Origin of the sequence: Novosphingobium malaysiense (assembly GCF_000802225.1) — a bacterium.
Classification (GTDB): Bacteria; Pseudomonadota; Alphaproteobacteria; order Sphingomonadales; family Sphingomonadaceae; genus Novosphingobium; species Novosphingobium malaysiense.
Genome location: NZ_JTDI01000006.1, coordinates 26,345 through 48,811, shown reverse-complemented (window position 1 = coordinate 48,811; position 22,467 = coordinate 26,345). Strand labels below are relative to the sequence as shown.

The following is a 22,467-nucleotide window of genomic DNA, read 5'->3' as shown; positions in this document are numbered from 1 at the left end:
CCTTTTTGTCTTCGGTCCCATCGCGCCGGCGAGCCGCCGGCCAACGCACTCTCAGCCGTGCTTCTCCCAGGAATAGGAAAAGCCCTCCCCCGCCATCGCCTCGTTGTAGGCATCGCGATAACTGCCCGAGCGAATGTCTTCGATGACGTCGAGATGCCGCGGCTTCCAGCCGAGCTCGGCCCTGGCGCGAACGGCCCGCGACCTGCTGTTCACGACCAGGATGAGATCGGCGAATTCCTTGGTCCAGATTTGGCAGGCCGTCTCGTAGTCGACACTGCGGGTCTCGCAGCCGATCATTTGCGCAACGGCTTCTGCAACAGTGCGAATGTTCACCTCGCCGGCGACCGTATGATAGAGAGCGCCGGGCGTTCCATGTTCGACAGCCAGCCCAAAAGCCTGGGCCACATCCTCCACATGGCAATTCGAATAGAGGTTCAGCCCGTGCCCGACATAGCATACGGACCCGGTCCGACGCGCGGACTCGACGAGCTGCCACACGAAGATGCCGCCTGCGTCACCCCATATCCAAGGGGGGCGGACAACGGTGGTGCGAACGCCGTCCTTGGCCGCATCGCGCACCAGATTTTCGGTCTTGATCCGGATCGGGCGCGAGCCGAGCGGCGGGAAGGGGAAAGGATCATCCTCGGCAAAAGTGTTCTCGTCCCAGATCCCTTCAGGCGCCGCCGTTGCAAGAACGCCCGTGCCGGACGCGAACATCAGATGGCGGTCGCTGCCGCGACAGGCATCGATGAGCCCCGTCAGGATTCGCGCTTCGTCCTCGAAGGGAATCATAGGGACGAACACGATCGTGTCGAAATCCTGAACCTGCTTCTGCAAGGCCGGCAGATCGTCGAGCGAACCGTCGACCGTCGCAATACCTTCGGCGCCCAGTTTCTCGCGATTTGAATCGCTGCGCGCGAACCCCCAGACCTCGTGACCGCGCGATCTGAAATCCCGCGCAACCGCCTTGCCGACATAGCCCGTCGCGCCAATGACAAGCGCCTTCATGTAATTCTCCCGCTTTGCGGCATTGGTGTCGAGCCTGCCGCATTTCACGAGGGGGCTTAGCGCCGCGCGCATGGCGCCTCATCGTCCGGCACGACGAGGCGAGCGGCAGGTGCAACGTCCCAACGCGCACCTAGTCTCGGGGGAGGATGATCGGGCCTACGATCACCGTGTAGCGCGGTCTTCAGAACTGCCCAACCGGAAGCCAGAAGAATGGGCGGCTAACGGAGAACGACATGCCATTTACAATCAAACTCGATCGCGACGGTTGCTCGGGTCACGCTCGATGTGCAGCCGTGGACCCCGACCTCTTCCCTCTGGACGATCAGGGTTATTCCGTGGCCGATGGCGTAGTCGTGCCCGAAGGCAAGGAAAGGCTGGCGTTAAGGGGCGTGCGCAGCTGCCCGGAGCGCGTGCTCACGCTGGTCGACGACGATGGGAACCCCGTCCAGAAACTCGGTTAGTCCGGGCCAACACGGCCTCTCGGCCGATCCACGGGCCAATCCACGGGAAAGCACGACATGATTATCAGAGAACTGGGATACATGCTTCTCGGCGCGCCGGGCATGGAAGAGTGGCGGGCCTTCGGTTCGAAGGTGATCGGGGCGATGGCGATCGACCGGGACGACGGCGGCCTCGACCTGAAGATCGACGACCGCCAGGGACGCATCCTTATCAGGCCGGACGAGCGGGACCGCTATATTGCGCCGGGATGGTTGCTTTCCGGCCCCGATGCCTACCAGGCCGCCATTGCCGAACTTCGCGGCGCGAACGTGACCGTGACGGAGGGCACGCCCGAGGAATGCGCGATCCGCCACGTGACGGGATTTTCCAGTTTCATCGACCCCTCCGGCTCACGTCAGGAGATCGCCTGGGGGCCAATTTCAGACCATGTCGCATTCACCTCACCGACCCGCGTTTCCGGCTTCGTGACAGGAGACCTGGGGCTGGGCCACGTCGTGCACACGAGCACCGAGCACTTCGATGAGACGCACCGGTTCATGACCGAGGTCATGGGTTTCGGCCTCTCGGACATCCTGCACATCCCGATCCCCGATGCTCCCAGGCCGCCCCGCGTCTACTTCTATCATTGCGGCAACGGCCGCCAGCACAGTTATGCTCTGGCCGAGTTGCCGAGCGCCGACGGCTGCAACCACATGATGCTGGAAGTCGCCACCGTGGATGACGTAGGCTACTGCCATGATCGCGCCGCGGCCGAACAGGCCACGTTCACGACAACGTTGGGCCGGCACGTCAACGACGGCATGTTCTCGTTCTACATGAAGACCCCGACCGGCTTCGACATCGAGATCGGTACGGGCGGCCGGATTATCGACTGGGACCGGCACACCGTCTTCGAAACGACCAAGGGCAGCCATTGGGGCCATCAACACCTCGTGCCGCTGGCCTGAAGCGGCCGCTCCAAAGGCTGCCGCCGAATTGCGAGTTGGGTCCTCTCTCCCGGCCCACCTGAGCGGCATGTCCCAAAACTCCCGGGACATGCCGCTCTTCACTCGCGCGATGGAATAGTGCGGTCTCGCTACCGCTACGCTATGCGCCGTCGGCCTTGGCTGCGACGTGTCTGGCGGCGCGCCTTCCTGAGAACACGCAATCGGACATCGACAATCCGCTGACGTAGATGTTGGAGCAAATGCCCACCGCGGTCCGGCCGGCAGCGTACAGTCCGTCGATGGGAGAACCATCCTCGCGAATGACCCGGCCGCTGCGCTCCTCCACCTTGAGACCGCCGACGGTCATCGTGGTCATGGGCAACAGGTTGTTCGTGATCGACACATCGACGCTGTAATAGGGGCCCTCCGCGATGGGGGACATGTCCTTGGCGCTCTTGCCCAGCGGATCGGCAATCTCGCCGCGGGCAGCCCGATTGTAGTGTTCCACGGTCCTGCGCAAGGTGCCTGGGTCTATTCCCAGCTTCTTCGCCAGCCCTTCTATGGTGCTGGCCTTCTTTGAGCGCATCATCATCGTGAGGATCGCAGGGTTTCGCTGGAAGCCCATCAGCTTGCCGAAGAACAGCTCGCGCCAGGTCGCCTTCTTGCCCGCCTTGTCGAGAATCAGGAAACCGACACCGTCCTGCCGCTCGCACATCTCGTCGCCGATATTGGCCATATACAGCGTCTCGTCGATATACCGTTTCCCTTCGGCATTCACCATCGGATAGTGCGGGAAGGTGTCGGGGGGATTGATCCCGCGCCATGCGCTGATCTTGCCCATGCGCCCGACAGCGCCGCCCGCCGTCTGGCCAAGCCGGATGCCGCTGCCGTCGTCACCCGGTTGCCCGAGGGGCAGACCGAGATCGTACTGCGGCGCGAAATGGTGAACCATCGGCCGATTGAAGATGAAACCGCCGGCACTCAGGCACACGCCATGGCGGGCGCGTATCCGTTTGCTGACCCTGTGCTTTTCCTCGATCTTCGCGACCTTGGCCAGAACCTTGTTCGCCATGCCATATGTCAGGAACGCACCGGGGAACGTGGGCGGCAGCAGGGTCATGAGGCGGTTTGCTCGCGCCTGCAACTTGCGCCGCTCTTCCCATGCCGGTGTACCTGTCGGGATTTCCAGCACGACGAGTCCGATGACGGACCCGGTATCGTCCACGATCAACTGGCGGGCTTCGCATTGCGGCCGGAAGCGCACACCGAGATCCTCGGCACTCTTGCTCAGCGGGCCGGTAAGATAGACACCATAACCCGTGGGCATGTCCTTGGGCGGAGCCTGCACGCGATGCCCCCGCGGTGCCGAGCGCGCAATCTTCTGGCGCGCTTCATTCAGCGAATTGTCCGAGTGGTAGAGGTAATAGGTCGGATCGGGGTAATTGATCTTCTTCATGTAGGCGCGACTGTTGAAGCCCACCCCGTGCTTCTTGAGCCACTCGATGCTTTCCGGGCTTGTCTCGCAGAATTCGCGCAGGGTTTCGTCCTGCACCGCATCGCCCACCTCGGTCTTGAGATATTTGTACATCTCCTCGACCGAATCCTCGATCCCCGCTTCCTCCTGCACCGATGTACCGCCGGCATAATAGACGCCGCCGTTCATCGCGGTAGAACCGCCACCATCGAAGCGATCGATGGCGAGAACGTCGAGACCACGCTCCGCAGCCTCGACCGCGGCCGATACGCCTGCGCCGCCGTAACCGACGATCACGAAGTCAGCCGACTCATCCCATTGAACCGCATCCGCTTCGCTGACATGCAAGGCCTCCGGCACTTGCGAAAACCATTCGGGGCTCCCCGGTCTTGCGGCACCTTCGCTGTTCATTCCTCGCCTCTCGTCTGCATCCGGAGTTATGGAAAGGGCCAAACGATCCCATTGCAGCAGTCACGCTGCGCCACCCGCTCCGGAAACCGGGCGGCATTTTGATCATCGATTAAGTGCGGCCAGGCACAGCTACATCGTTCTTGCGGACGATGAGCGGGCGCCATGTGGTCATGGCCCGGCGCGGCAGTCTGACGGCGGTCAACCGGTGACCAGATAGCCCCCATCGACAGGGAGCGTCACGCCGTTGACGAAGCGCGCGCCGGGGCCGCACAGGAAAGCTATGACATCTGCGCATTCAGCGGGATCGCCGAACCGTGCCAGCGGAGTCCGTGCGACGATTGCCGCCGCGTAGTCCGCGTTCTCCCATGTCTCGCGGGCCATATCCGTCTTGATGAATCCCGGGGCAATCGCGTTCACGCGAATTCCATCCTGCCCCCAAGCCGCTGCCAGGGCCTTCGTCAATTGCACGACTCCGCCTTTCGAGGCCGAATAGCCCGGCACGACCGCGCTGCCGAAATAGGCGTAGATCGACGCGATGTTGACGACGGCACCCTTCGACGCTGCGAGCAGCGGGCGCGCCGCCACGGCAGTGCGCATCGATCCCGTAACATTGACGTCCAGCGTCCTGGCAAAGACCTCCGGGTCGAATTCGCGCGGCGTCGCGGTGCCGGCACAGTTGACGAGAGCATCCAACGTCCGGAAACCGGACACCAGTTCCTTGACCGCTTCTCCATCGGATACATCGAGTACCACGGTGTCGATCCCTGGAACCTCAGGTGTCAGCGCGATTTCCGCCTCGGTCAGACCGGTAACAGTGACTTCGAAACCATCGCGAACCAGCGCGCGGGCAGTCGCGAAGCCGATGCCCATCGGATGGGCCCCGCCGGTTATCAATGCTCGTTTCGCCATTTGCCACCTCTCCCAATTCCTTCGCTGACGGAGGAATGCGTTTCCGCCGCAGTGCCCGGTTTTCGGCCGGCTTGGAGAGATAGGCTGCGCCTGCTCCGGCCTCGTCGTCCTGCCAGACGATGGCGACCGCGGCATCGCCATATAGGACGGATTCCGCAAATGAGGGGCAGAAGCCGCATCCCCAACCGATCGGCCAACCGCCCTCGCCCAAGATGATGGCAGCCCAGTCACGAGGCACCATCTGACTACGGAGATGAAAGGCGATGTTGACAACTTCGGCTGAGAATTCAGCAGCGCAGGACGCGACCAGAGTGCCGGCACCCGAGGAACTGGTGGAGCGCGCCCGCGCAATGGTCCCGCGGCTTCGGGAGCGCGCGGCAGCGGACGAAAAGGCCCGGCGCATCTGCGACGAAACCATCGCCGAAATGCAGGAGGCCGGATTCTTCCGCGTCCTGCAGGGCAAGCGCTGGGGCGGCTACGAAATGAACCCCAAGGTGTTTGCCGACGTCCAGTATGAACTGGCGCGCGGCGACCACTCGGTCGCGTGGGTGTACGGCGTCGTGGGCGTCCACCCCTACCACCTGTGCCTATTCGATGACCAGGCAGCCCAGGACGTCTGGGGCGAGGATACCTCGGTCCTGATTTCCTCACCCTACATGCCCACCGCCAAGGTGAGGTCTGTCGAAGGCGGCTATGAATTCTCCGGCCGCTGGGCCTATTCCAGTGGCTCGGAACATTGTCCCTGGACCCTGCTGGGCGGATTTGTCGACGATAATCCGGCGGACTACCGCTCGTTCCTCCTGCCGCGCGAGGACGCCAAGATCCTCGACACGTGGGACACCCTGGGTCTTGCCGCGACTGGAAGCCACGACGTGGTGGTGGACAAGGCTTTCGTTCCCGAACATCGCACCCACAAGATGCTCGACGGTTTTCAGCGGACCAATCCAGGGCGCGCGTTCAACGATGGCCCGCTCTTCAAGATGCCGTTCATGCAGGTGTTCCTGCGCGCCATCACCAATGGGCAGCTCGGCGCGCTGCAGTCGATCCTCGAGTTCACGCTCGGCTATGCCAAGGACAAGATCGTCATGGGCAAGCCGCTGGCCGGCGATCCCGACCTGCAGATCGCGATCGGCCGGGCCGTGGCCGGCATTGCCGACATGCGCGACACGATACACTGCAACTTCGACAAGCTATGGGCCTATGCCGAGCGCGACGAGGACCCGCCGATGGGCGAGCGGCTCAAGTTCAAGTACCAGAGCGCGGAAGTCGCGAACCGGTGCGTGGACCTCGCCGACGATCTCGTCCGCATGACCGGCAGCGGCTTGGTCTACAAGAAGAACGGCGTGGAGCGGATCTTCCGCAACATGCTCACCGGCCGCCAGCACGCGACCGCCAACTACCAGGGATATGGCCGGACGCTCGGCTCCTTTGCATTGGGCCAGCCCGTCGAAGACATCCTTTGCTGACCACCTGTTGAAGCAGCGGGGCCGCCATCGTTCGATCGATGGCGGCCCCGCTTGCGATGGCGAGTTCGGGGAGGAGAAAAGGGTAATGGATGCAGTAACGCGGTTGCTGGCAATCGAGGATATCAAGCAACTCAAGGCCCGATACTTCCGCTGCATGGACGCCAAGGACTGGGATGCCCTCGTCAACGTCTTCACGCCCGACGCCCACTTCGACATGTCCCAGGCATGGAGCGTGCCGGACCCCAACAGCGGGCAGTGGGTGCCACCCTTCGACGACAACTTCAAACTTGTGGGGCGGGACGCCTTCGTGGCGATGTTGAAGGATGCCCTCGGGCCGATGCACACCGTGCACCACGGCCATTGCCCGGAGATCACGGTACAAGACGCGGAGCATGCAAGCGGCATCTGGGCGATGGAAGATATCATTCGCAATGGCGCGAACCAGCCCCGCCACAGCCTTCATGCCTACGGCCATTATCACGAGACTTACCTGAAGACCGAAAGCGGCTGGCAGATCGCCGAAATGCGGCTGACCCGCCTTTACATAGCAGAAAAGATCACAGCCTGAACGCGTAGCCTTCCAGGCGCGACAGGGGAGAGAGGAATGCCCATGGCCATCAAAGCAGGCGGGGTCGTGCGCCTCTTGTACGCACTCGTCCTGGCCGCGTCCGGACTTGCGCTTCTGGCCGGAGGCGCGCACCTCGTCAGCCTCGGGGGTTCGGCGTACTACGCGCTGTGCGGCGCGGTTCTGATCGGCATTGCCGCCCTCACCGCCTTTCGGCACCGGCTCGCGCGGCCCCTTTATGCGACCGTGCTGGTTTTTACGGCGGCGTGGGCATTCTGGGAAGCCGGGCTCGACGGATGGGCACTACTCCCCCGCCTCGCCTTCTTCCTGGTATTGGGGCTTGGATTTCTGCTTCCCGGCGTTTCGAACCGCACAGGCCACCAGAAGGGCAAGACCGCGAGGGCCGGCTGGGGTGTGTTTCTGGCCTCCTTCGCCCTAGCCGCCCCAATCGGAAGCTGGCTCGGCACCACCCGCGGCGACAACAAACCCGATCCGATCTACCAGGCCGGTGTATCCGGCGCCCTCCCGGAAAAGGTGTCCAAGGCCAGCTCACTGACCACGACCTCTGATGGCCGCGACTGGCGCAACTACGGCAACGATCCCGGAGGATCACGCTTCAGCCCGCTCGACCAGATCGACAAGGATAATGTCGGGCAGCTCGAAGTTGCCTGGACAGCCCACCTCGGGCGAGTACCGGGCCGCGCCGAAGGAAGCCTGCAGGTCACTCCACTGAAGATCGGAAACACGCTATACGTGTGCACCGGCCTCAACGACGTGATCGCGCTTGACGCCGAAACCGGCCGTACCAATTGGCGATTCGATTCCAGGATCGCGCCCGGCACTTATGCCATCCACGCCTGCAGGGGGGTGGCCTACTTCGAAAAGCCGGGTGATGGGCGCGGCCCGTGTGCCAAGCGCGTCATCACGAATACGCTCGATGCCAGACTGATCGCTCTCGACGCCCTTACCGGAAAGCCATGCACGGATTTCGGGGATGGCGGACAAGTGGACCTCATGGAGGGTCTCGGCACACATGAGCCGGGCTACTATTTCGTCTCCTCCGCGCCAACGCTCGTACGCGGCAAGATCGTGCTCGGCGGGGGCGTGGCCGATGGCTTGCTGTGGGGCGAACCTTCCGGCGTGATCCGGGCTTTCGATGCGATCACCGGAAAACTGGCATGGGCGTTCGACGTAGGCCGCCTCGATCGCCAGGGCCCGCCGCCGCCAGGCGAAACCTACACCGATTCCACGCCCAACAGCTGGGCGCCGATGAGCGCGGATCCGGATCTCGGCCTCGTTTTCGCCCCGACGGGCAACGCCACCCCGGACTACTATGGCGGGAACCGCCGCGATTTCGACGACCGGTTTTCCAGCTCCGTGGTCGCGATCGACGCCGAAACGGGCAAATTGCGCTGGTTTTTCCAGACCGCGCACCATGACATCTGGGACTACGACGTCGCCGCCCAGCCCGGCCTCGTCGACATCGCCACGCCAGCCGGTGTCCGCAAGGCTCTGGTGCAGGCGACCAAACGGGGCGAAATCTTCGTCCTCGACCGGCAGACCGGCGAACCGATCTTCCCGATCGAGGAGCGAACAGTCCCGCAGGGCGGGCTGGTTGCGGGCGAGCGGCTCGCCTCCACGCAGCCGTTTTCCGAGGCCCTGCCTGCCTTCGGCGGAGCGACCTGGCAGGAGCGTGACATGTGGGGCCTTACCCCCTTCGACCAGCTCTGGTGCCGGACCGCCTTCAAGGAACACCGCTACGAGGGCAGGATGACGCCCCCCGGAGTCAGGACCGCGATTGCCCATCCCGGGTTCATGGGCGGCATCGACTGGGGCAGTGTTGCGGTGGACCGCGATCGCGATGTGATGATCGTGAATTCCAATCGCATGGGGACCGTTATCACGCTGATCGAGCGCCGGGTTGCAGATGCGATGGGAATCAAGCGCAGCGCCGGAAAAGCCAAGATCGGCCTCAACATGCCGCAGGAGGGCACGCCCTACGCGGCGACTGCGGCCGGGTTTCTCTCGCCTCTCGGGGTTCCCTGCAACGAACCGCCCTTCGGCAAGGTGTCGGCAGTCAATCTGAGAACGGGCAAGCTGATCTGGACCCGCCCGCTCGGCTCGGCACGGGACAGCGGCCCCATGGGCATACCTTCGATGCTGCCGCTCTCCATGGGGCTGCCCAACACCGGCGGTTCGCTGATTACCCGCAGCGGAATCGTCTTCATCGCCGCTGCACAGGAACGGGCCCTGCGCGCTCTCGACGAGGCAACCGGAAAAACGCTGTGGAGCGCACGGCTTCCCGCCGGCGGACAAGCCAGCCCGATGACTTACTGGTCAAACAAGTCCAAACGCCAGTTCGTCGTGATCGCGGCCGGCGGCAATATTCCACTCCAGTCCAAGACAGGCGATGCCCTTGTGGCCTTTGCCTTGCCCCAATAGCATCGGTAGGCAGTCGGGGGCAGCAGCGAGCCGGGCAGATCGACCGTGTGTCCGGCCTCACCGATGCGATCCGATCGGACCGAGGTCTACTGAGAGCTTCTTCAGGTCGCCGGTAAATGAGTTCGAAGGAGAGCGGACTTCGACTACCGGAACGCCCGTATCCAGACCGATGTCGAAGGTTTCATTGACGGGATCACCGACGAGTATGGATTGTTCGACGCGCCCGTGGGCAACCTTGCGGCCATCGATCGCGATCGAGACGATCCCGCCCTTGCCCATGCCGCCACCGTCATAGTCGAAATCGAAGGTCAGCGTAACGTCCTGCCCTGACGACACGATCTGAGGCGAGACCAGTTCGAACTGATCGGAAGGCATGAGCGTGAATGCCTGGTGCGCAAAGGGATGTCCGTCCCTTATGCCGAAGCTCCATCCGCCCCGGCGGCTTCCGGTTGCCAGCAAGACGCCGTCGCCACCGGTCACATGCGCCGTGATCGTGAACGACCGCGCGGCCATTTGCGGCGCATCGTCGCGCGCGATTGTCAGCCCCTTGCCCCAATAGACATAGTGATCGCGGGGGGCGACATAGGCCCGGGCACCCAAGGTGACACGCGTCATGTCCGTCCGGTCATTTACCGGATAGACATGGTAGCGCAGAGCCTGCTGGTCAAAGACCTTCTTCAGGGCATCGAGCCGGTCCGGATAGCGAGCGGCCAGATCTTGCGTCTCGTTGAAATCGTGTCGCAGATCATAGAGCCCCCACTCATAGTCGGGCGCCTTGTTGATGGCCGCATCGGGCCCTGACGCCATCTTCCAGGGCTGGCGCACCGGCTTCGTCGCGGCCAGCCAGCCGTCGTCGTAAATCGCCCGGTTTCCCAACATCTCGTAATACTGGGTCTTGCGCTGCGACGGCGCCTGCGCATCGGCAAAGGAATAGGAAAGGTCGATGCCGTCCACGGGCTGCTGCGGGATTCCGCCAACCTCTTGCGGCACGACGATGCCGGCAGCGTCCAGCAATGTCGGATAGACGTCGATCACATGGCTGTACTGTGTCCGGATGCCACGCGCCGCTATCCCGTCGGGCCATGAGATCACCATTCCGTTGCGCGTGCCACCCAGGTGGGACGCGATCTGCTTGTAGTATGGGAATGGGCTCGCCATAGCCTGGGCCCAGGCTGAACCATAGTTGCTGCCTGCGCTGGGGCCGCCGAGCCTGTCGATCATCGACCAGTGCTCTTCCTGCGAAAGCTTGCGATTGGCATGCTCTCCGCCCTCCGCAAGGGAGCCGTCCGGCGATGCCGCCGCATCCGGGCCATTGTCCCCTTCGATGAACACGATCAGCGTGTTGTCGAGTTCATCCATGCGGGCCAGTTCATCGAGAAGGCGGCCGAACTGGGCATCCTGGAATGCCAGCTGCGCTGCAAAGGCTTCCATGGCGCGCTGCTGAAAAGCCCGTTCCTTAGGTGCCAGATCATCCCAGTGGGGCAGGTCGTCAGGCCATGGCGGCAGTTTCGTATTGCCGGGAATCAGTCCCATCGCCTTCTGCCGCGCCAGGGTTTGCTTTCGAACCACTTCCCATCCGGCAGCGAACTGCCCGCGAAACCTATCGATCCATTCGGTCGGCGCCTGATGGGGCGTGTGGGCAGAACCGGGCGCATAATATATGAAAAACGGCTTTCCTTGGCCGTTCGCCTGCTGCTGGTGGATCCAGTGTATCGCATCGTCGGCAAGGCGTTGGTCAAGGATTGGCTGGTCTGCGTCATCGATCACGCGCACGCCATTGCGATACAAGGTGGGATACCATTGGTCGGTATCGGAACCGATAAAGCCGTAGAAATAGTCGAAACCCAGGTGGTTCGGCATATAGTCTAACGGTCCGGCACCGCTAAACGGCCCCTTGGGAACGTTGTGATGCTTGCCGAACCAGGCCGTGCTGTAGCCCAGCTCCCGCAGCACTTCGCCAATCGTGGCGGCGCTCTTGGGGATCATGCCCGTATAGCCGGGCGCACCCATTGCAAAGTCGGTAAGCGATCCGGTCCCTACGGCATGATGGTTGCGCCCCGTCAGCAGGGCAGCGCGCGTCGGCGAGCACATCGCTGTCGTGTGGAAGCGGGTATATTTGAGCCCGTTTTGGGCCAGCCGCTCCAGGTTGGGCGTAGGCACGGGCCCGCCGAAGGCCGATGCAGCTCCGAACCCGACGTCATCGGTCAGCACGAGAAGTATGTTGGGAGCGCCTGCCGCTGCTTCAGCCAGTGGCGGGAACGAAGACGGCAGGGGCGCCGGCGCACTCGCTGCTGCCGGATCGGATGCAGCTTGCGCGGGCAAATGGACAAGCGCCGCACATGCCGCGGATATATACAGAACTCCTCGCCATTTTCGCATCGCCTCACCCCGACGTTTATATTTCCCGATGATTTCAGGATATCCCTGAAGGGCTGAGACCACGCGAAGGCAGAATTCACTCAGGCCCATCTGTCCCGAAAGCATCGTATCTTGTGCAGAATGCGCATCGTGGGGCTCTACGTCCAAGCGGACTAATGGAAGCAACGATCGCCCTTGAGCCAATCAGGGCGACAAGGTGCTATCGCCCCGCAAGGCCGTCGAGCACAGCGGCCAGGTCTTCGGGCGCGCAATAGAATGGGGAATGGTCGGTATCGAGCGTGACGGTCTCGCAGGGCTGTTCCGCAATCATCTTATCCTGAAGCGCCAACGGCACGGCGTTGTCGCGCAGACAGCGGACGAACGTTCGCGGCACCGTGCCGTATTGCCCGGCGGACAAGACAAGCGGCGTGTCTGCGACAGCGGCCGGCTCGGCCGTGAACCGTTCGAAAGCGGCATCGATGAAATGCTCGGGCGTGGTGCCGAAGAAGAACGCTGCCGCCTGTGCCCGGTCCGACCACTGCAAGGTGCGCCCATCGGCAGAGGGCACGACGGCCCGCTGCACGGCCTCGCTGGGGAAGTCGGCGAAAGCCTCCCGGATGCTCTGCCCAGGCAAAGGCATGGCCGCGGAAAGATAGACGGAGCGCACAATCGCACGCGGCGCGATCTCCGCGGCACGGCTGACGACGATGCCGCCCCGGCTATGTCCGACCAGAATGGGCGGCGGCCCGGCCGCCGCCAGACCCGCTATGCAGGCTGCCCATTCGTCCAGCGTGGCGACATATCCGCCCTTGGCATCCTCACCCATGCCGGGCAGGTCCGGCGCAAGCACCGTGTGCCCGCGCATCTCGAGCAAGGGGACGACCTCCTCCCAGCACCAGCCGCCGTGCCATGCACCATGGACAAGGATGAAACGGGCCATCGCCAGCCTCTATTGAACGCGGGGGCTGGAGGAGATTGCCAACCGATCAGTCCTCCCGCACGGAGATCAGCGCATCGAGCGCGGCACCGCCCTTGCCTTCTTCCCAGACGACGAAGGGATTTACGTCCACGCTGGTGATGGTGTCGGCATTTGCAGCGGCAAACCGGGAAAGCGATGCGATCGCCCGTGCCAGGGTATCGAGGTCCGAAGGCCGGCTGCCCCTCACCCCGTTGAGAAGCGGGAAGCTCTTGATTTCGCGAATCATCTCGTGGGCCTCTTCTTCGCTCACGGGCGCAAGGCGCAAGGCACTGTCCTTCATCACCTCGACATGGATGCCGCCCAGCCCGAACAGCACGGTCGACCCGAACGTGGGGTCGACCTGAACGCCGAGAATGGTCTCTGTCCCCCGAGGCGCCATGCCGGTGACGAGAATGCCTTGCAGCGCGCTCTCGGCAAATCCCGCCGAGGCGGCACGCTCCACCAGAGTGGCATAGCCCTCGCGCACGGCAGACGCGTCGGGAAGATTCAGCAGGATGCCGCCGATTTCCGTCTTGTGGAGGATGTCGGGCGAACAGACCTTGAGAACGACCGGATAGCCGATGGCATCGGCTGCAGCGACTGCTTCATCGGCGGATCGGGCGAGACGCTCCGGCGGCACCGGAAGGCCCGCTGCTTCGAGAACGCGCTTTGCATCGAATTCGGAAAGCTTGCCCCCGCGCGGAATCGGTGACGGCAGCGCGATGGCACCGCTTGCTTGCCGGCTCTTGTATTCCGAAAGGGTCGCAAGGGCAGCAATCGCCCGCGCCGCATCGTGAACATCGGCAAACACCAGATATCCGGCCTGCTCCACGCGCAGCACCGTTTCGCGGTCCGCCACGCAGCACAGCGCGACCAGGCGATCGCGGACCGTTGGCGCCAGTTCCAGCAAGGCGTCGACGAGGACAGTGCCCATGCCGGGGCCAAGCGGCACCGAGCCGAGGATGACCGCCGTCGCGTCGTACCCGGCAGCGGGATCGGAGAGGCAGGCGATGCTGGCCTTGAGCCGTTCCAGTTCGCCCACGATCTGCCCCGAGGCATCGACCGGATTGTTGATCGAGCCGAAGGGGAGCAACTCGGTCAGTTCTCGAGCGACCTCGTCGCGCAGGGGCGCCACCTCGAGGCCATACTGGTCGGCCGCATCGCAAAGCTGGATGCCAAACCCTCCCGACACCGTGAGGATGCCGAGCTTGCGTCCGGCCGGCAGCAGACCGCGTGAGGCCGCGTAGGCAATATCGACCTGTTCCTCTGTAGAGACGGGTCGGTACGCTCCATATTTGCGCAGCACGGCATCCCAGACCTTGTCGTCACCGGCAAGCGATGCCGTGTGGCTCATCGCCGCGGCCATGCCGGTTTCGGACTGCCCGACCTTCATGAACACGAGCTGCTTTCCCGCCGCCTGGGCACGTTCGAGTGCCGAGACGAAACGGTCCCTATCGCCCACGCCTTCCGCATAGCCGACGATGACGTCGACATCGTCCTGCGCCGCCATCCAGTCGATAGCGCTGCCCACGTCGACGTCGCAGGCGTTGCCGGTAGTTACCAGGTAACGAACCCCGACACCGCGTTCCTTGAGAAGGTAGGCCAGCTGTTCACCGTAAGCGCCGCTCTGGCTGACCACGGCGACATTTCCGGCCGTCGGCAGGCCGCTTGCCAGCGAGATGGAGATCGTACCATAGTAGCCGGTCGCCGCATTGAAGCAGCCAAGACAATTCGGTCCCAGGACGCGCATGCCCGACTTGCGTGCCGCATCGAGCAATGCCTGCTCGGCCTTGCGTCCTTCTTCGTTCGCCTCGCTGTATCCGACCGCGAAAATGACGACCGCTCCGACGCCGAGGCGGCTGCAATCCTCCACGGCCTGCTGGACGAGGTGCGCCGGGGTCGCGATGATGGCGACGTCCGGCGTGCCCGGCAGGTCATCGACCGAGGGATAGGCCTTCAGCCCCTGCACAGTCTCGCGCTTCGGGTTCACCGGCCAGAGGTCGCCTTCGAACCCGGCCAGCTTCATGTATGCCAACGACATCCCGGGCAGGCGGTGGGGATTGTCCGAGGCACCGATCACGGCCACGGAACGCGGCTTGAGAAGCACATCGAGCGATTTGAGATCCATCAGTTCCATTCCATTACCGTGCCGAACCGCCGCGGCGGGGCATGCATCGCGCCTTCGACCGGGATGATGCCCGAGAGCCGCAGCATCGCGGCGGCAACGTCCATGGGTAATGGACGCGACTTCGGGTTCGTCCGACCAGGCGGCACCGGCGCTGCGCCGGTCAGCGTTGCAGAAACTCCAGCGTCTCCGCGTTGAAGTCGTCCTTCTCCTCGACCATGTACCAGTGGCCTGCCTTGCCGGAGATGACGAGCTTCAGGTTCTGCACGCGTTGCGCCAGCGTGATGGCTTGCGAGACAGGGATAAACTTGTCGCGCGCGCCCCAGAATGCCAGCACGGGGCACGCGATTTCGCCGAGACGCTCCGCATAGCTGCCCGTGCGCATCCGGCTCCAGACCTCTCCAGGCTGCTTCAGAGCGATGCCGAAGCGCTCGCTAACCGCGTCGTCGGTAATGTCCGCCGCATCGTGAACGAGCAGGCTCAGCACCTGGCGAAACGAGGCCTCGTCCGTCGGCCGGTTGGCCACCCAGCCGAACATGGCCGCAAGCCCGACCTGGAAAGGCGCATAGTTCATGGGATGATCCATGCCGCCCGGGGCCATCAGCACGAGCTTTTCAATAAGTTCGGGATGGGTGAAGACATATTCGAGCGCGACGACGCCGCCGAGCGAATTGCCCACTGGAACCAGCGATTTCGCCCCGGTCGCCTGCACGAGATCGTGCATGGCGCGCACGAAGAAGGCGGCATCGTAGTCCACGTCCGTCGGCATCGAGGAATAACCGTAGCCGGGATAGTCGGGAGCGAGCACGTGAAAGCCGGCATCAGCCAGAGGCTGCATGTTGTGCTTGAAATTGCTGTAGCCCGATGCGCCCGGACCACTGCCATGAAGGAACAGGACAGAGGGCTTGCCGTCTACCGGAGAGCCCAGTTCATGATAATGGATGTCGTACCCATCCGCGGTCCGGTGGTACTTGCCCTCGGGAATAGGGCGGTCCTTTTGCATCCTTCGATCTCCTTACCGGCCGCAAGCGACTTCTTTCAGCCGCACATTAAGGGCCGGGCACAGGCTTTCATCGTCTGCGAGGACGAAAGCCGCACAGGGAGATGCCGCCGGGCGTAAAGGCCGGCAGTACGAGCCATCCCGGAGCGCTCAATCCTCGAAGAAATTGAGCTCAAGCAGGATGCCGTTCCATTCTTCCACGAACAGCTGCCGAAGCCGGATCGCTTCAACGCGGTTTTCGGAATAGCGATATCCGGCATCGCGCAGCCGATCCCTCACCCCGGGGAAATCGCGGCAGCGCAGCGCCACATGATGCAGCCGCGCCGAACCGGCCTTCCCTTCGAAGGGGAACGTCTCGTCGCTGGGGTACGGCGTTTCCGGTCTGCCCAGATGCACTACCGCACGGTCTTCGCCATCGTAGAGCCAGACACCCATACCCTCGTCGTCCATGCCCGGAGGAGGGCCGTGCCGCATCTCCAGCACTTGCGTGAAGAAGCGCCGGGTGGCCTCAAGATCGGGCGTCCTGATATTCACGTGATCCAGTCCCTGAACGATCACAAGCGAATCTCCTGCGGCAGAATTGTCAGTTTTCCGAACGGGCGGTTACCGCGCGACAGGCGACACTGGCTCCGGTCTTCCTGCCGAAGAACGACGCCGTGCCCAAGCAAAGGCCACTCGCATAGCTGAGACCTTCCTGCGCGAGATTGGTCGCACAGGAGCCGGCAGCATAGAGTCCTTCGATCGTCGTCCCGTCTTCGCGCAGCACCTCGCCTTCTAGGGTCACCACGAGGCCGCCCAGCGTGAAGGCGCGATAAGACGCGCTACCGAACGAGAGGTCGAATGCGGCATAGGGGCCGTCATCGAAGGGCCGAAGCCATTCGGGATTCTTCCCAAGCGGGTCCTTGCCTTCGGCCGCGGCCGCGCTGTAGTCGGCAATGGTCTTTTGCAGGGCCCCTTCCGGCATGCCCAGATCGCGCTCCATCGAGGCGACGTCTTCCCAGCCGTCGACAAGATCGATCCCGAGCGACTTGCCGTAGAGCGGCCAGTCGAAACTTTCGGAATCGACTATCAGCCAGGCTCGCCGGTCCGGCTGGGCCAGGATCTGTCCGGCTGTGCGCGCATGATAGCTGTCTTCGGGCACGAATCGCTCGCCCTTGCTGTTCACGATGATGCCGTTGATGAGCTTTTCAGGCGGATACCAGTAGGTGGAGATGAAGGCGCCATCCATGTGCCGCGTCGCCGCGCCGGCCGCGATGCCCAGTTCGATGCCCTGCCCGAGGTCGTTGGCATCGGCGATGCGGACCACATGTTCGCTCATCAGATCGGGCAAATGCTTCGACAGCAGCCTCTCGTTCTGGCCGAAGCCCCCGGTGGTCAAGACGACACCGCCCATGGCTCTCAGATAGGTGACTTGCCCGGCAGCCAGGCACCGCACCCCGACGACGCGGCCGTCCTCGAGAACGAGGGCCGTCACGCGATGACCGTAGAGCGCCTCGACGCCAAGATCCTCGGTTCGCCGGGTCAGGACCTGCATCGCCCGACCGCCGCCCGTCTCCGGATCGGAAACCGCCACCTTGTGACCGCGTGGCGCTGGATGGGCAACATCGCGGAACGGGGCGACCTTCTCGTTACCGGTCCAGATCAGGCACTCCGTTCCCGGTTGCGCCACGGCCTTTGAGGGGAAGTAGCTGCGTTCGAACGGTATGCCCTGACGCTCCAGCCACGCGAAATGATCGACGCTCGACTTCGCGTAAAGAGCGATACGCTCCGGTTCGGGGTCCACGCTCGCCGCCATGAGATAGGCGGCCATGTCCTCCGGGGAATCCTCGAAGCCGCAGGCCTTTTGAACCGGCGTGCCACCACCGAGGTAGAAATGCCCCGTCGCGATCGCGCTCGTGCCCCCGCTTCCAGCCGCCGCCTCGACGATCAGAACGCTTGCACCGCTCTCGCTCGCCTCGATCGCGGCGCAGGCGCCGGCCATGCCGAAACCTGCGACAATCACGTCCGCGGTTCTATCCCATCCCGGGATCGTGGAGGCATCGATCAGGATCGCGTCGCTGCCTTCGGGGCCGGTTCGCACATCAGCCATTTTGCGGAATCTGCTTGGCCCATTCCCTGCCCGCATCGGTGAACCAGGCATATTCGAGATAGTGCCCGAGGGTATCGCGGAAATCGCAATACAGGGCGAAAGCGATGCCGTTCGACGGACTGTCGCAGTTGTCCATGGGCATCGGTACGCCCAGCCCCTTCAGGTAATCGCGATGTTCACGCAGTTGCGCTTCCTCGTCGAAGACCTTGCACAAGTGGTGGAAGACGAGCTGGAAGCCTGGCTTGTCGTCAAGTGCATCGCGGTACATCGCGTCGTCCCCGCCGACCGGCTTGATGATCTCGAACTGGGTCCCGCCAAGGTTCGCGATCGCAACCTGGATATGAACATCCTTGCCCGATGCCATTGCAAACGAGAAGTCATCGACCCGGAACCATTTCTCGACCGCATAGGCTTTGCGAAGGCTGTCGACGGCAGCGTCCACGTCGTTCGTGACGTAGGCTACCTGCTGGAACCCAGGGTACATAGACTGATAGTTCGGGCTGGCGTTCATGATATTCCTCTCCAGAGGCAGGCCGCTCACTTCTTGGTGAAGCGGATATTAAGGCTCTTCAGGCTGCGATGGACGACGCTCTGAAGATATTCGAAGTCGTTGTCCGGAAGCAGTTCCACGTTGTCGATGGTGTCGAACAGCGCCTTGAAGGCCCAGTAGAGTTCGGCGCGGGCGAAGGGAGCGCCGGCGCAGCTGTGCGGACCGCCGCCGAACGCGACATGTGCATTGGCCTTGCGGGTCATGTCGAATTCGGCAGGGCAGCCGAACTTCTCCGGATCGCGATTGGCGGAACCATAGCGAAGCTGGATCAGCGCGCCTTTGGGGATCGTCACGCCATGCAGTTCGATGTCCTCGGCCGCCACCCGGAACAGGCCCTGCACGGGACTTTCCAGACGCAGCACTTCCTCGATGAAGACCCGCAGGTACTTGTCGGGATCCGACCGCACCATGGCGTTGATCTCGGGATTGCGGCACAGCAGCATCACGCCTGCGGACATCGTGTTCGTGGTGGTTTCGCTACCCGCGACGAGCAGGTCGGCCTGGATGTGCGTGAACAGTTCCTGGTCATCGAGATAACGGCCGTCCGGCGTCGGCATGTTGATGATTTCGCTGAGGATCGAACCATCCGGCTCCGCGCGAAGACGATCGATGATCTTCTTGGTATAGTGCTGGAACTCGATTTCCTTACCGACCGCGCGATCGTCCGCCTGGTCGTCGAGCATCATTCCGAAGCGCTCGATCCACGCCGCCGTCCACTCCTTGACGCGGTCCATGTCGTCTTCGGGAATACCCACGAGCCGCGCGATGACGGTCAGCGGATAAGGCATCGCGAATTCGGCGATCAGGTCTCCCGAGCCCTTCTCGGCGAACTGCCGCGCAAACCGATAGGCGGTTTCGCGGATGAACGGTTCGTATTCCTTGATCTTCGCGGGCCGGAAGGCGTTGTTGAAGATCGCCCGCACCGGCGCGTGCCGCTCAGGGCGCAACATACCGATGCTGAGCCCCGGCACCCACCCTTCCTTGGTGAAGCGTTCATGCGCATGCTTCCTGCGCGCGATCTGCACCTCGTCCTGGATCGACTGGACCCAGTCATCGTTGAGATAGAGGTTCGGCTGCGAAAACGCCTTGCGAACATCCTCGTAGCGGGTGAGGACATAGAATTGCGTAACCGGATCAAGATAGACCGGCGCCTCTTCACGAAGCTTTTCGTAGGCCTCGTAGGGACACTTGACGATCTCGGGATCGGATACCGAAATCTGATGCTCTGCCAGATCGTTCACTGTGCTTTACTCCTCTCCAGCCCGGAACGCGGGGCCACAGGCCTCCGCCGGGTGCATAAGTCAGCCGTCGGTTTCGGGACGTTCGAGCCAGGGCGGCCGAAAGGGCGCGTCGCGCACTTTCTTGAATTCCGCCCAGCTATCGTTGCGAATGTCGAGATAGCGGCGTCCGTCGGGCGCCTTGTGTTCCTTTGCCTGGGTGGCCAGCAACGCGTTCAGCGCATTCGCGGTGTTCTTCTGGTTGCGCCAGCCCATGTTCTCCATGGCGCAGTTGACCAGCCGGCGCTGCATGACCACCGCATTGGTGGGGATGCTGGCGATACGGCGGCCCAGGTCCTGCACCTTGTCCCGGAAGGTCGCCTCCGGGAAGACTTCAAGTACCAGCCCGATCTCCTTGGCCTTCTGCGCCGTGATCAGTTCGCCGGTGATCGCCAGGAACTTGGCCCACTGCGGTCCGACCAGATAGGCAAGCGCCTCTGCCGCCGGATCTCCGTACCGCATTTCGATGAAGCCGAATTCGGCGGTGTCGACTGCAATCAGGAAGTCGAAGTTGCAGACCATGATCAGCCCGGCGCCGTAGCAAAGACCATTGATCGCCCCGATCACGGGCTTGTCCATTTCGCGCAGGCGTTCGTTGTCCTCGTCCTGCACGCGGAGGAATTCGTACCACTGCATCGGGTCATCGGGCATCTCGCCGCGCACGAACCCGCCCGAGGAAAAGGCCCGGCCCTCCGCGGTCACCACGATGCAGCCCACGTCATCCTCGCGGTTGGCCCGGGCAACGGCATCGGTCATGTCGCGGTGCAGGCTGCCGGGGCCGTGATCGATCGCGTTCAAACGTTCCGGACAGTTGAGGGTGATCGTGCAGACACCGTCCTTCTTGCGGTAGAGCACCTGCCCGACGGCTTCGTCGTTGCCTGGTTCATGGGCGTCCATGGCGCGGTCCTCCATTCAGCGCGTCACGTCGATGACGACGCGCCCCCGGATCTTGCCGGCCAGAATATCAACGGCGAGTTCAGGCAGGCGGCTCATGGGCTCGACGGTGGTCATCGCACTCAGCTTGTCGAAGTCGAGGTCCTTCTCGAGCCGGCTCCAGGCCGCAGCCCGCAGCGCATGCGGCGCCATGACGGAATCCACGCCGAGCAGCGCGACGCCGCGCAGGATATGCGGAAGCACAGTGGCCGGAAGGTCTGCTCCGCCGGCAAGGCCGCACGCAGCGACGGCACCACCGTAGACGGTCTGGCTGAGGACATTGGCAAGTGTGACCGACCCGACGGAGTCGACGGCGCCGGCCCAACGCTCCTTCTGAAGCGGCGGTCCCTTTTCGGACAGCGTTGCGCGGTCGATGATCTCGGACGCGCCCAGCCCGCGCAAGTATTCCGCTTCCGACTGACGCCCCGTGGAGGCCGTAACCCGGTAACCCGCCGATGCCAGCAGAGCTATGGCGACCGATCCCACGCCGCCTGCAGCGCCGGTGACCAGCACATCGCCGCTACCAGGGGTTATGGCGCCCCACCGCTCAAGCGCATTCACGCATAGAGCGGCGGTGTACCCGGCCGTACCGATAGCCATGGCCTGCTCGAAACTGATCGCGTCGGGCAAGCGCACGATCCACTCGGGCTTGACGCGCTGGTATCGCGAATAGCCGCCATTGTGGACTTCGGAGAGCCCCCAGCCGTTCACCACCACACGATCCCCGACGGCCCAGTCCGGGCTTGCCGATTCCACTACTTTCCCGGCAAGGTCGATTCCCCCGATAAGGGGCGGCTTGCGCGCGATCTTCTGCTTGCCACTGACCGCCAGCCCGTCCTTGTAGTTCAGCGTCGAGCAAGCCACCTCAACCAGCACATCAAGATCGGGAAGATCGCCAAGGCCCAATTCCTTGAACGAAGCCTGCGGCTTGCCATCGACGTCCGCAATTACCAGAGCGTTGAATTTTTCCATCATTCCCTTGCGAAACCTTGTGTCCTGCTTGATCCGGAGCGATCGGCGAACGCGAGAAGGCCGTCCCGACAGCCAAGCGCGGACCTATTCCACGCGCGCCCGGTCGGGGTTGAGGTGATCGGCGATGCCTTCGATGACCCACTGTTCGACCAGCTTGCCATCCCTGACGCGCCACATATCGATCCCGCTGAACGTCACGGGTTGAGCGGCGCCGTCATCCCCACCCTGGCTCCCGGTCACATCCATGATCGCGAGTACATATTCGTCATTGGCGAGGACGGTCTTGAGGTCGCAAACGATGCCGGTCATGGCTTCCGCGAAGCCGGAAAGCATATTGTACAAGCCGTCGCGCGTCGTGATCTCACCGAGTTCACGACCGTGGTAGGCGATCTTTTCGGCCCAGACCCTGCGCAGCGTGGCATCGAGATCGCCACGCTCGGTCCATCCCAGATAATCCCGGACCAGCGCCTCGTTATGCCGGGCTGCGGCGGTGGTGGTGCTTTCAATCATTTGCATCCTGCCAAAGACTTCGTCTTGATTGT

Annotated in this window: 19 protein-coding genes; 5 read left to right on the top strand and 14 right to left on the bottom strand. The window is 63.2% G+C overall.

Features of this window, described 5'->3' with window-relative positions; genetic code table 11:
* Nucleotides 1–51: 51 nt before the first annotated feature.
* Nucleotides 52–1,008 (bottom strand): NAD-dependent epimerase/dehydratase family protein, encoded by a 957-nt coding sequence (locus tag LK12_RS17985; protein WP_039287165.1) that lies wholly within the window; start codon nt 1,006–1,008, stop codon nt 52–54.
* Between the two features lie 233 nt (nt 1,009–1,241).
* On the opposite strand from LK12_RS17985, the gene LK12_RS17980 reads away from it, so the two are divergent.
* A complete protein-coding gene (locus tag LK12_RS17980) occupies nt 1,242–1,469 on the top strand; it encodes a ferredoxin (protein WP_039287162.1) in 228 nt (75 codons plus the stop codon).
* A gap of 57 nt (nt 1,470–1,526) precedes the next feature.
* Entirely contained in the window at nt 1,527–2,417 is an 891-nt protein-coding gene (locus LK12_RS17975; protein ID WP_039287159.1) for a VOC family protein, read from the top strand.
* A gap of 139 nt (nt 2,418–2,556) precedes the next feature.
* Here the strand turns inward: LK12_RS17975 and LK12_RS17970 are convergent, their stop codons facing one another.
* Nucleotides 2,557–4,281: an FAD-binding protein gene (locus tag LK12_RS17970; RefSeq protein WP_052223583.1), complete on the bottom strand. Its 1,725-nt coding sequence runs from the start codon at nt 4,279–4,281 to the stop codon at nt 2,557–2,559.
* Nucleotides 4,282–4,479: 198 nt separating this feature from the next.
* Nucleotides 4,480–5,190 carry an SDR family NAD(P)-dependent oxidoreductase gene (locus tag LK12_RS17965; protein ID WP_039287157.1) on the bottom strand — a complete coding sequence of 237 codons (711 nt, stop codon included), beginning with the start codon at nt 5,188–5,190 and terminating at the stop codon, nt 4,480–4,482.
* 311 nt (nt 5,191–5,501) lie between these two features.
* On the opposite strand from LK12_RS17965, the gene LK12_RS17960 reads away from it, so the two are divergent.
* From LK12_RS17960 to LK12_RS17950, 3 genes are all read left to right on the top strand, one after another.
* A complete protein-coding gene (locus tag LK12_RS17960; protein ID WP_039287765.1) occupies nt 5,502–6,656 on the top strand; it encodes an acyl-CoA dehydrogenase family protein in 1,155 nt (384 codons plus the stop codon).
* Between the two features lie 85 nt (nt 6,657–6,741).
* Nucleotides 6,742–7,224 (top strand): nuclear transport factor 2 family protein, encoded by a 483-nt coding sequence (locus LK12_RS17955; RefSeq protein WP_039287154.1) that lies wholly within the window; start codon nt 6,742–6,744, stop codon nt 7,222–7,224.
* A 42-nt stretch (nt 7,225–7,266) separates the two neighbouring features.
* The gene (locus LK12_RS17950) at nt 7,267–9,663 is read left to right on the top strand and encodes a membrane-bound PQQ-dependent dehydrogenase, glucose/quinate/shikimate family (RefSeq protein WP_039287763.1); all 2,397 of its coding nucleotides are present in this window, start codon (nt 7,267–7,269) and stop codon (nt 9,661–9,663) included.
* 57 nt (nt 9,664–9,720) lie between these two features.
* Here the strand turns inward: LK12_RS17950 and LK12_RS17945 are convergent, their stop codons facing one another.
* From LK12_RS17945 to LK12_RS17895, 11 genes are all read right to left on the bottom strand, one after another.
* Complete coding sequence (locus tag LK12_RS17945) at nt 9,721–12,042, bottom strand: arylsulfatase (protein ID WP_082010629.1); 2,322 nt, start codon at nt 12,040–12,042, stop codon at nt 9,721–9,723.
* Nucleotides 12,043–12,241: 199 nt separating this feature from the next.
* Nucleotides 12,242–12,961: an alpha/beta fold hydrolase gene (locus LK12_RS17940; RefSeq protein WP_039287149.1), complete on the bottom strand. Its 720-nt coding sequence runs from the start codon at nt 12,959–12,961 to the stop codon at nt 12,242–12,244.
* A 46-nt stretch (nt 12,962–13,007) separates the two neighbouring features.
* On the bottom strand, nt 13,008–15,107 hold the full coding sequence (locus tag LK12_RS17935) for an acetate--CoA ligase family protein (RefSeq protein ID WP_039287147.1): 2,100 nt from the start codon (nt 15,105–15,107) through the stop codon (nt 13,008–13,010).
* Between the two features lie 160 nt (nt 15,108–15,267).
* Nucleotides 15,268–16,107, bottom strand: a complete 840-nt coding sequence (locus LK12_RS17930; RefSeq protein WP_039287145.1) for an alpha/beta fold hydrolase — start codon at nt 16,105–16,107, stop codon at nt 15,268–15,270.
* Nucleotides 16,108–16,254: 147 nt separating this feature from the next.
* On the bottom strand, nt 16,255–16,662 hold the full coding sequence (locus tag LK12_RS17925; protein ID WP_039287144.1) for a VOC family protein: 408 nt from the start codon (nt 16,660–16,662) through the stop codon (nt 16,255–16,257).
* Between the two features lie 25 nt (nt 16,663–16,687).
* Nucleotides 16,688–18,193 (bottom strand): FAD-dependent oxidoreductase, encoded by a 1,506-nt coding sequence (locus tag LK12_RS17920; RefSeq protein ID WP_052223579.1) that lies wholly within the window; start codon nt 18,191–18,193, stop codon nt 16,688–16,690.
* Entirely contained in the window at nt 18,186–18,704 is a 519-nt protein-coding gene (locus LK12_RS17915; protein ID WP_082010628.1) for a VOC family protein, read from the bottom strand. The genes LK12_RS17920 and LK12_RS17915 overlap by 8 nt, the downstream gene beginning before the upstream one ends.
* Before the next feature lie 26 nt (nt 18,705–18,730).
* Nucleotides 18,731–19,984 (bottom strand): cytochrome P450, encoded by a 1,254-nt coding sequence (locus LK12_RS17910; RefSeq protein WP_039287139.1) that lies wholly within the window; start codon nt 19,982–19,984, stop codon nt 18,731–18,733.
* Nucleotides 19,985–20,044: 60 nt separating this feature from the next.
* On the bottom strand, nt 20,045–20,917 hold the full coding sequence (locus LK12_RS17905; RefSeq protein WP_197063587.1) for an enoyl-CoA hydratase/isomerase family protein: 873 nt from the start codon (nt 20,915–20,917) through the stop codon (nt 20,045–20,047).
* A 15-nt stretch (nt 20,918–20,932) separates the two neighbouring features.
* A complete protein-coding gene (locus LK12_RS17900) occupies nt 20,933–21,925 on the bottom strand; it encodes an MDR family oxidoreductase (RefSeq protein WP_197063586.1) in 993 nt (330 codons plus the stop codon).
* An 84-nt stretch (nt 21,926–22,009) separates the two neighbouring features.
* Nucleotides 22,010–22,435: an ester cyclase gene (locus LK12_RS17895; protein WP_039287130.1), complete on the bottom strand. Its 426-nt coding sequence runs from the start codon at nt 22,433–22,435 to the stop codon at nt 22,010–22,012.
* Nucleotides 22,436–22,467: the final 32 nt, after the last annotated feature.

What these genes read in the sequence shown, in the direction of transcription:
- LK12_RS17920 (WP_052223579.1), bottom strand. Translation starts at nt 18,193, where the DNA reads ATGGCTGATGTGCGAACCGGCCCCGAAGGCAGCGACGCGATCCTGATC.
- LK12_RS17965 (WP_039287157.1), bottom strand. Translation starts at nt 5,190, where the DNA reads ATGGCGAAACGAGCATTGATAACCGGCGGGGCCCATCCGATGGGCATC.
- LK12_RS17980 (WP_039287162.1), top strand. Translation starts at nt 1,242, where the DNA reads ATGCCATTTACAATCAAACTCGATCGCGACGGTTGCTCGGGTCACGCT.
- LK12_RS17945 (WP_082010629.1), bottom strand. Translation starts at nt 12,042, where the DNA reads ATGCGAAAATGGCGAGGAGTTCTGTATATATCCGCGGCATGTGCGGCG.
- LK12_RS17940 (WP_039287149.1), bottom strand. Translation starts at nt 12,961, where the DNA reads ATGGCCCGTTTCATCCTTGTCCATGGTGCATGGCACGGCGGCTGGTGC.
- LK12_RS17955 (WP_039287154.1), top strand. Translation starts at nt 6,742, where the DNA reads ATGGATGCAGTAACGCGGTTGCTGGCAATCGAGGATATCAAGCAACTC.
- LK12_RS17935 (WP_039287147.1), bottom strand. Translation starts at nt 15,107, where the DNA reads ATGGATCTCAAATCGCTCGATGTGCTTCTCAAGCCGCGTTCCGTGGCC.
- LK12_RS17930 (WP_039287145.1), bottom strand. Translation starts at nt 16,107, where the DNA reads ATGCAAAAGGACCGCCCTATTCCCGAGGGCAAGTACCACCGGACCGCG.
- LK12_RS17950 (WP_039287763.1), top strand. Translation starts at nt 7,267, where the DNA reads ATGGCCATCAAAGCAGGCGGGGTCGTGCGCCTCTTGTACGCACTCGTC.
- LK12_RS17900 (WP_197063586.1), bottom strand. Translation starts at nt 21,925, where the DNA reads ATGGAAAAATTCAACGCTCTGGTAATTGCGGACGTCGATGGCAAGCCG.
- LK12_RS17895 (WP_039287130.1), bottom strand. Translation starts at nt 22,435, where the DNA reads ATGATTGAAAGCACCACCACCGCCGCAGCCCGGCATAACGAGGCGCTG.
- LK12_RS17985 (WP_039287165.1), bottom strand. Translation starts at nt 1,008, where the DNA reads ATGAAGGCGCTTGTCATTGGCGCGACGGGCTATGTCGGCAAGGCGGTT.
- LK12_RS17970 (WP_052223583.1), bottom strand. Translation starts at nt 4,281, where the DNA reads ATGAACAGCGAAGGTGCCGCAAGACCGGGGAGCCCCGAATGGTTTTCG.
- LK12_RS17975 (WP_039287159.1), top strand. Translation starts at nt 1,527, where the DNA reads ATGATTATCAGAGAACTGGGATACATGCTTCTCGGCGCGCCGGGCATG.
- LK12_RS17905 (WP_197063587.1), bottom strand. Translation starts at nt 20,917, where the DNA reads ATGGACGCCCATGAACCAGGCAACGACGAAGCCGTCGGGCAGGTGCTC.
- LK12_RS17915 (WP_082010628.1), bottom strand. Translation starts at nt 18,704, where the DNA reads ATGAACGCCAGCCCGAACTATCAGTCTATGTACCCTGGGTTCCAGCAG.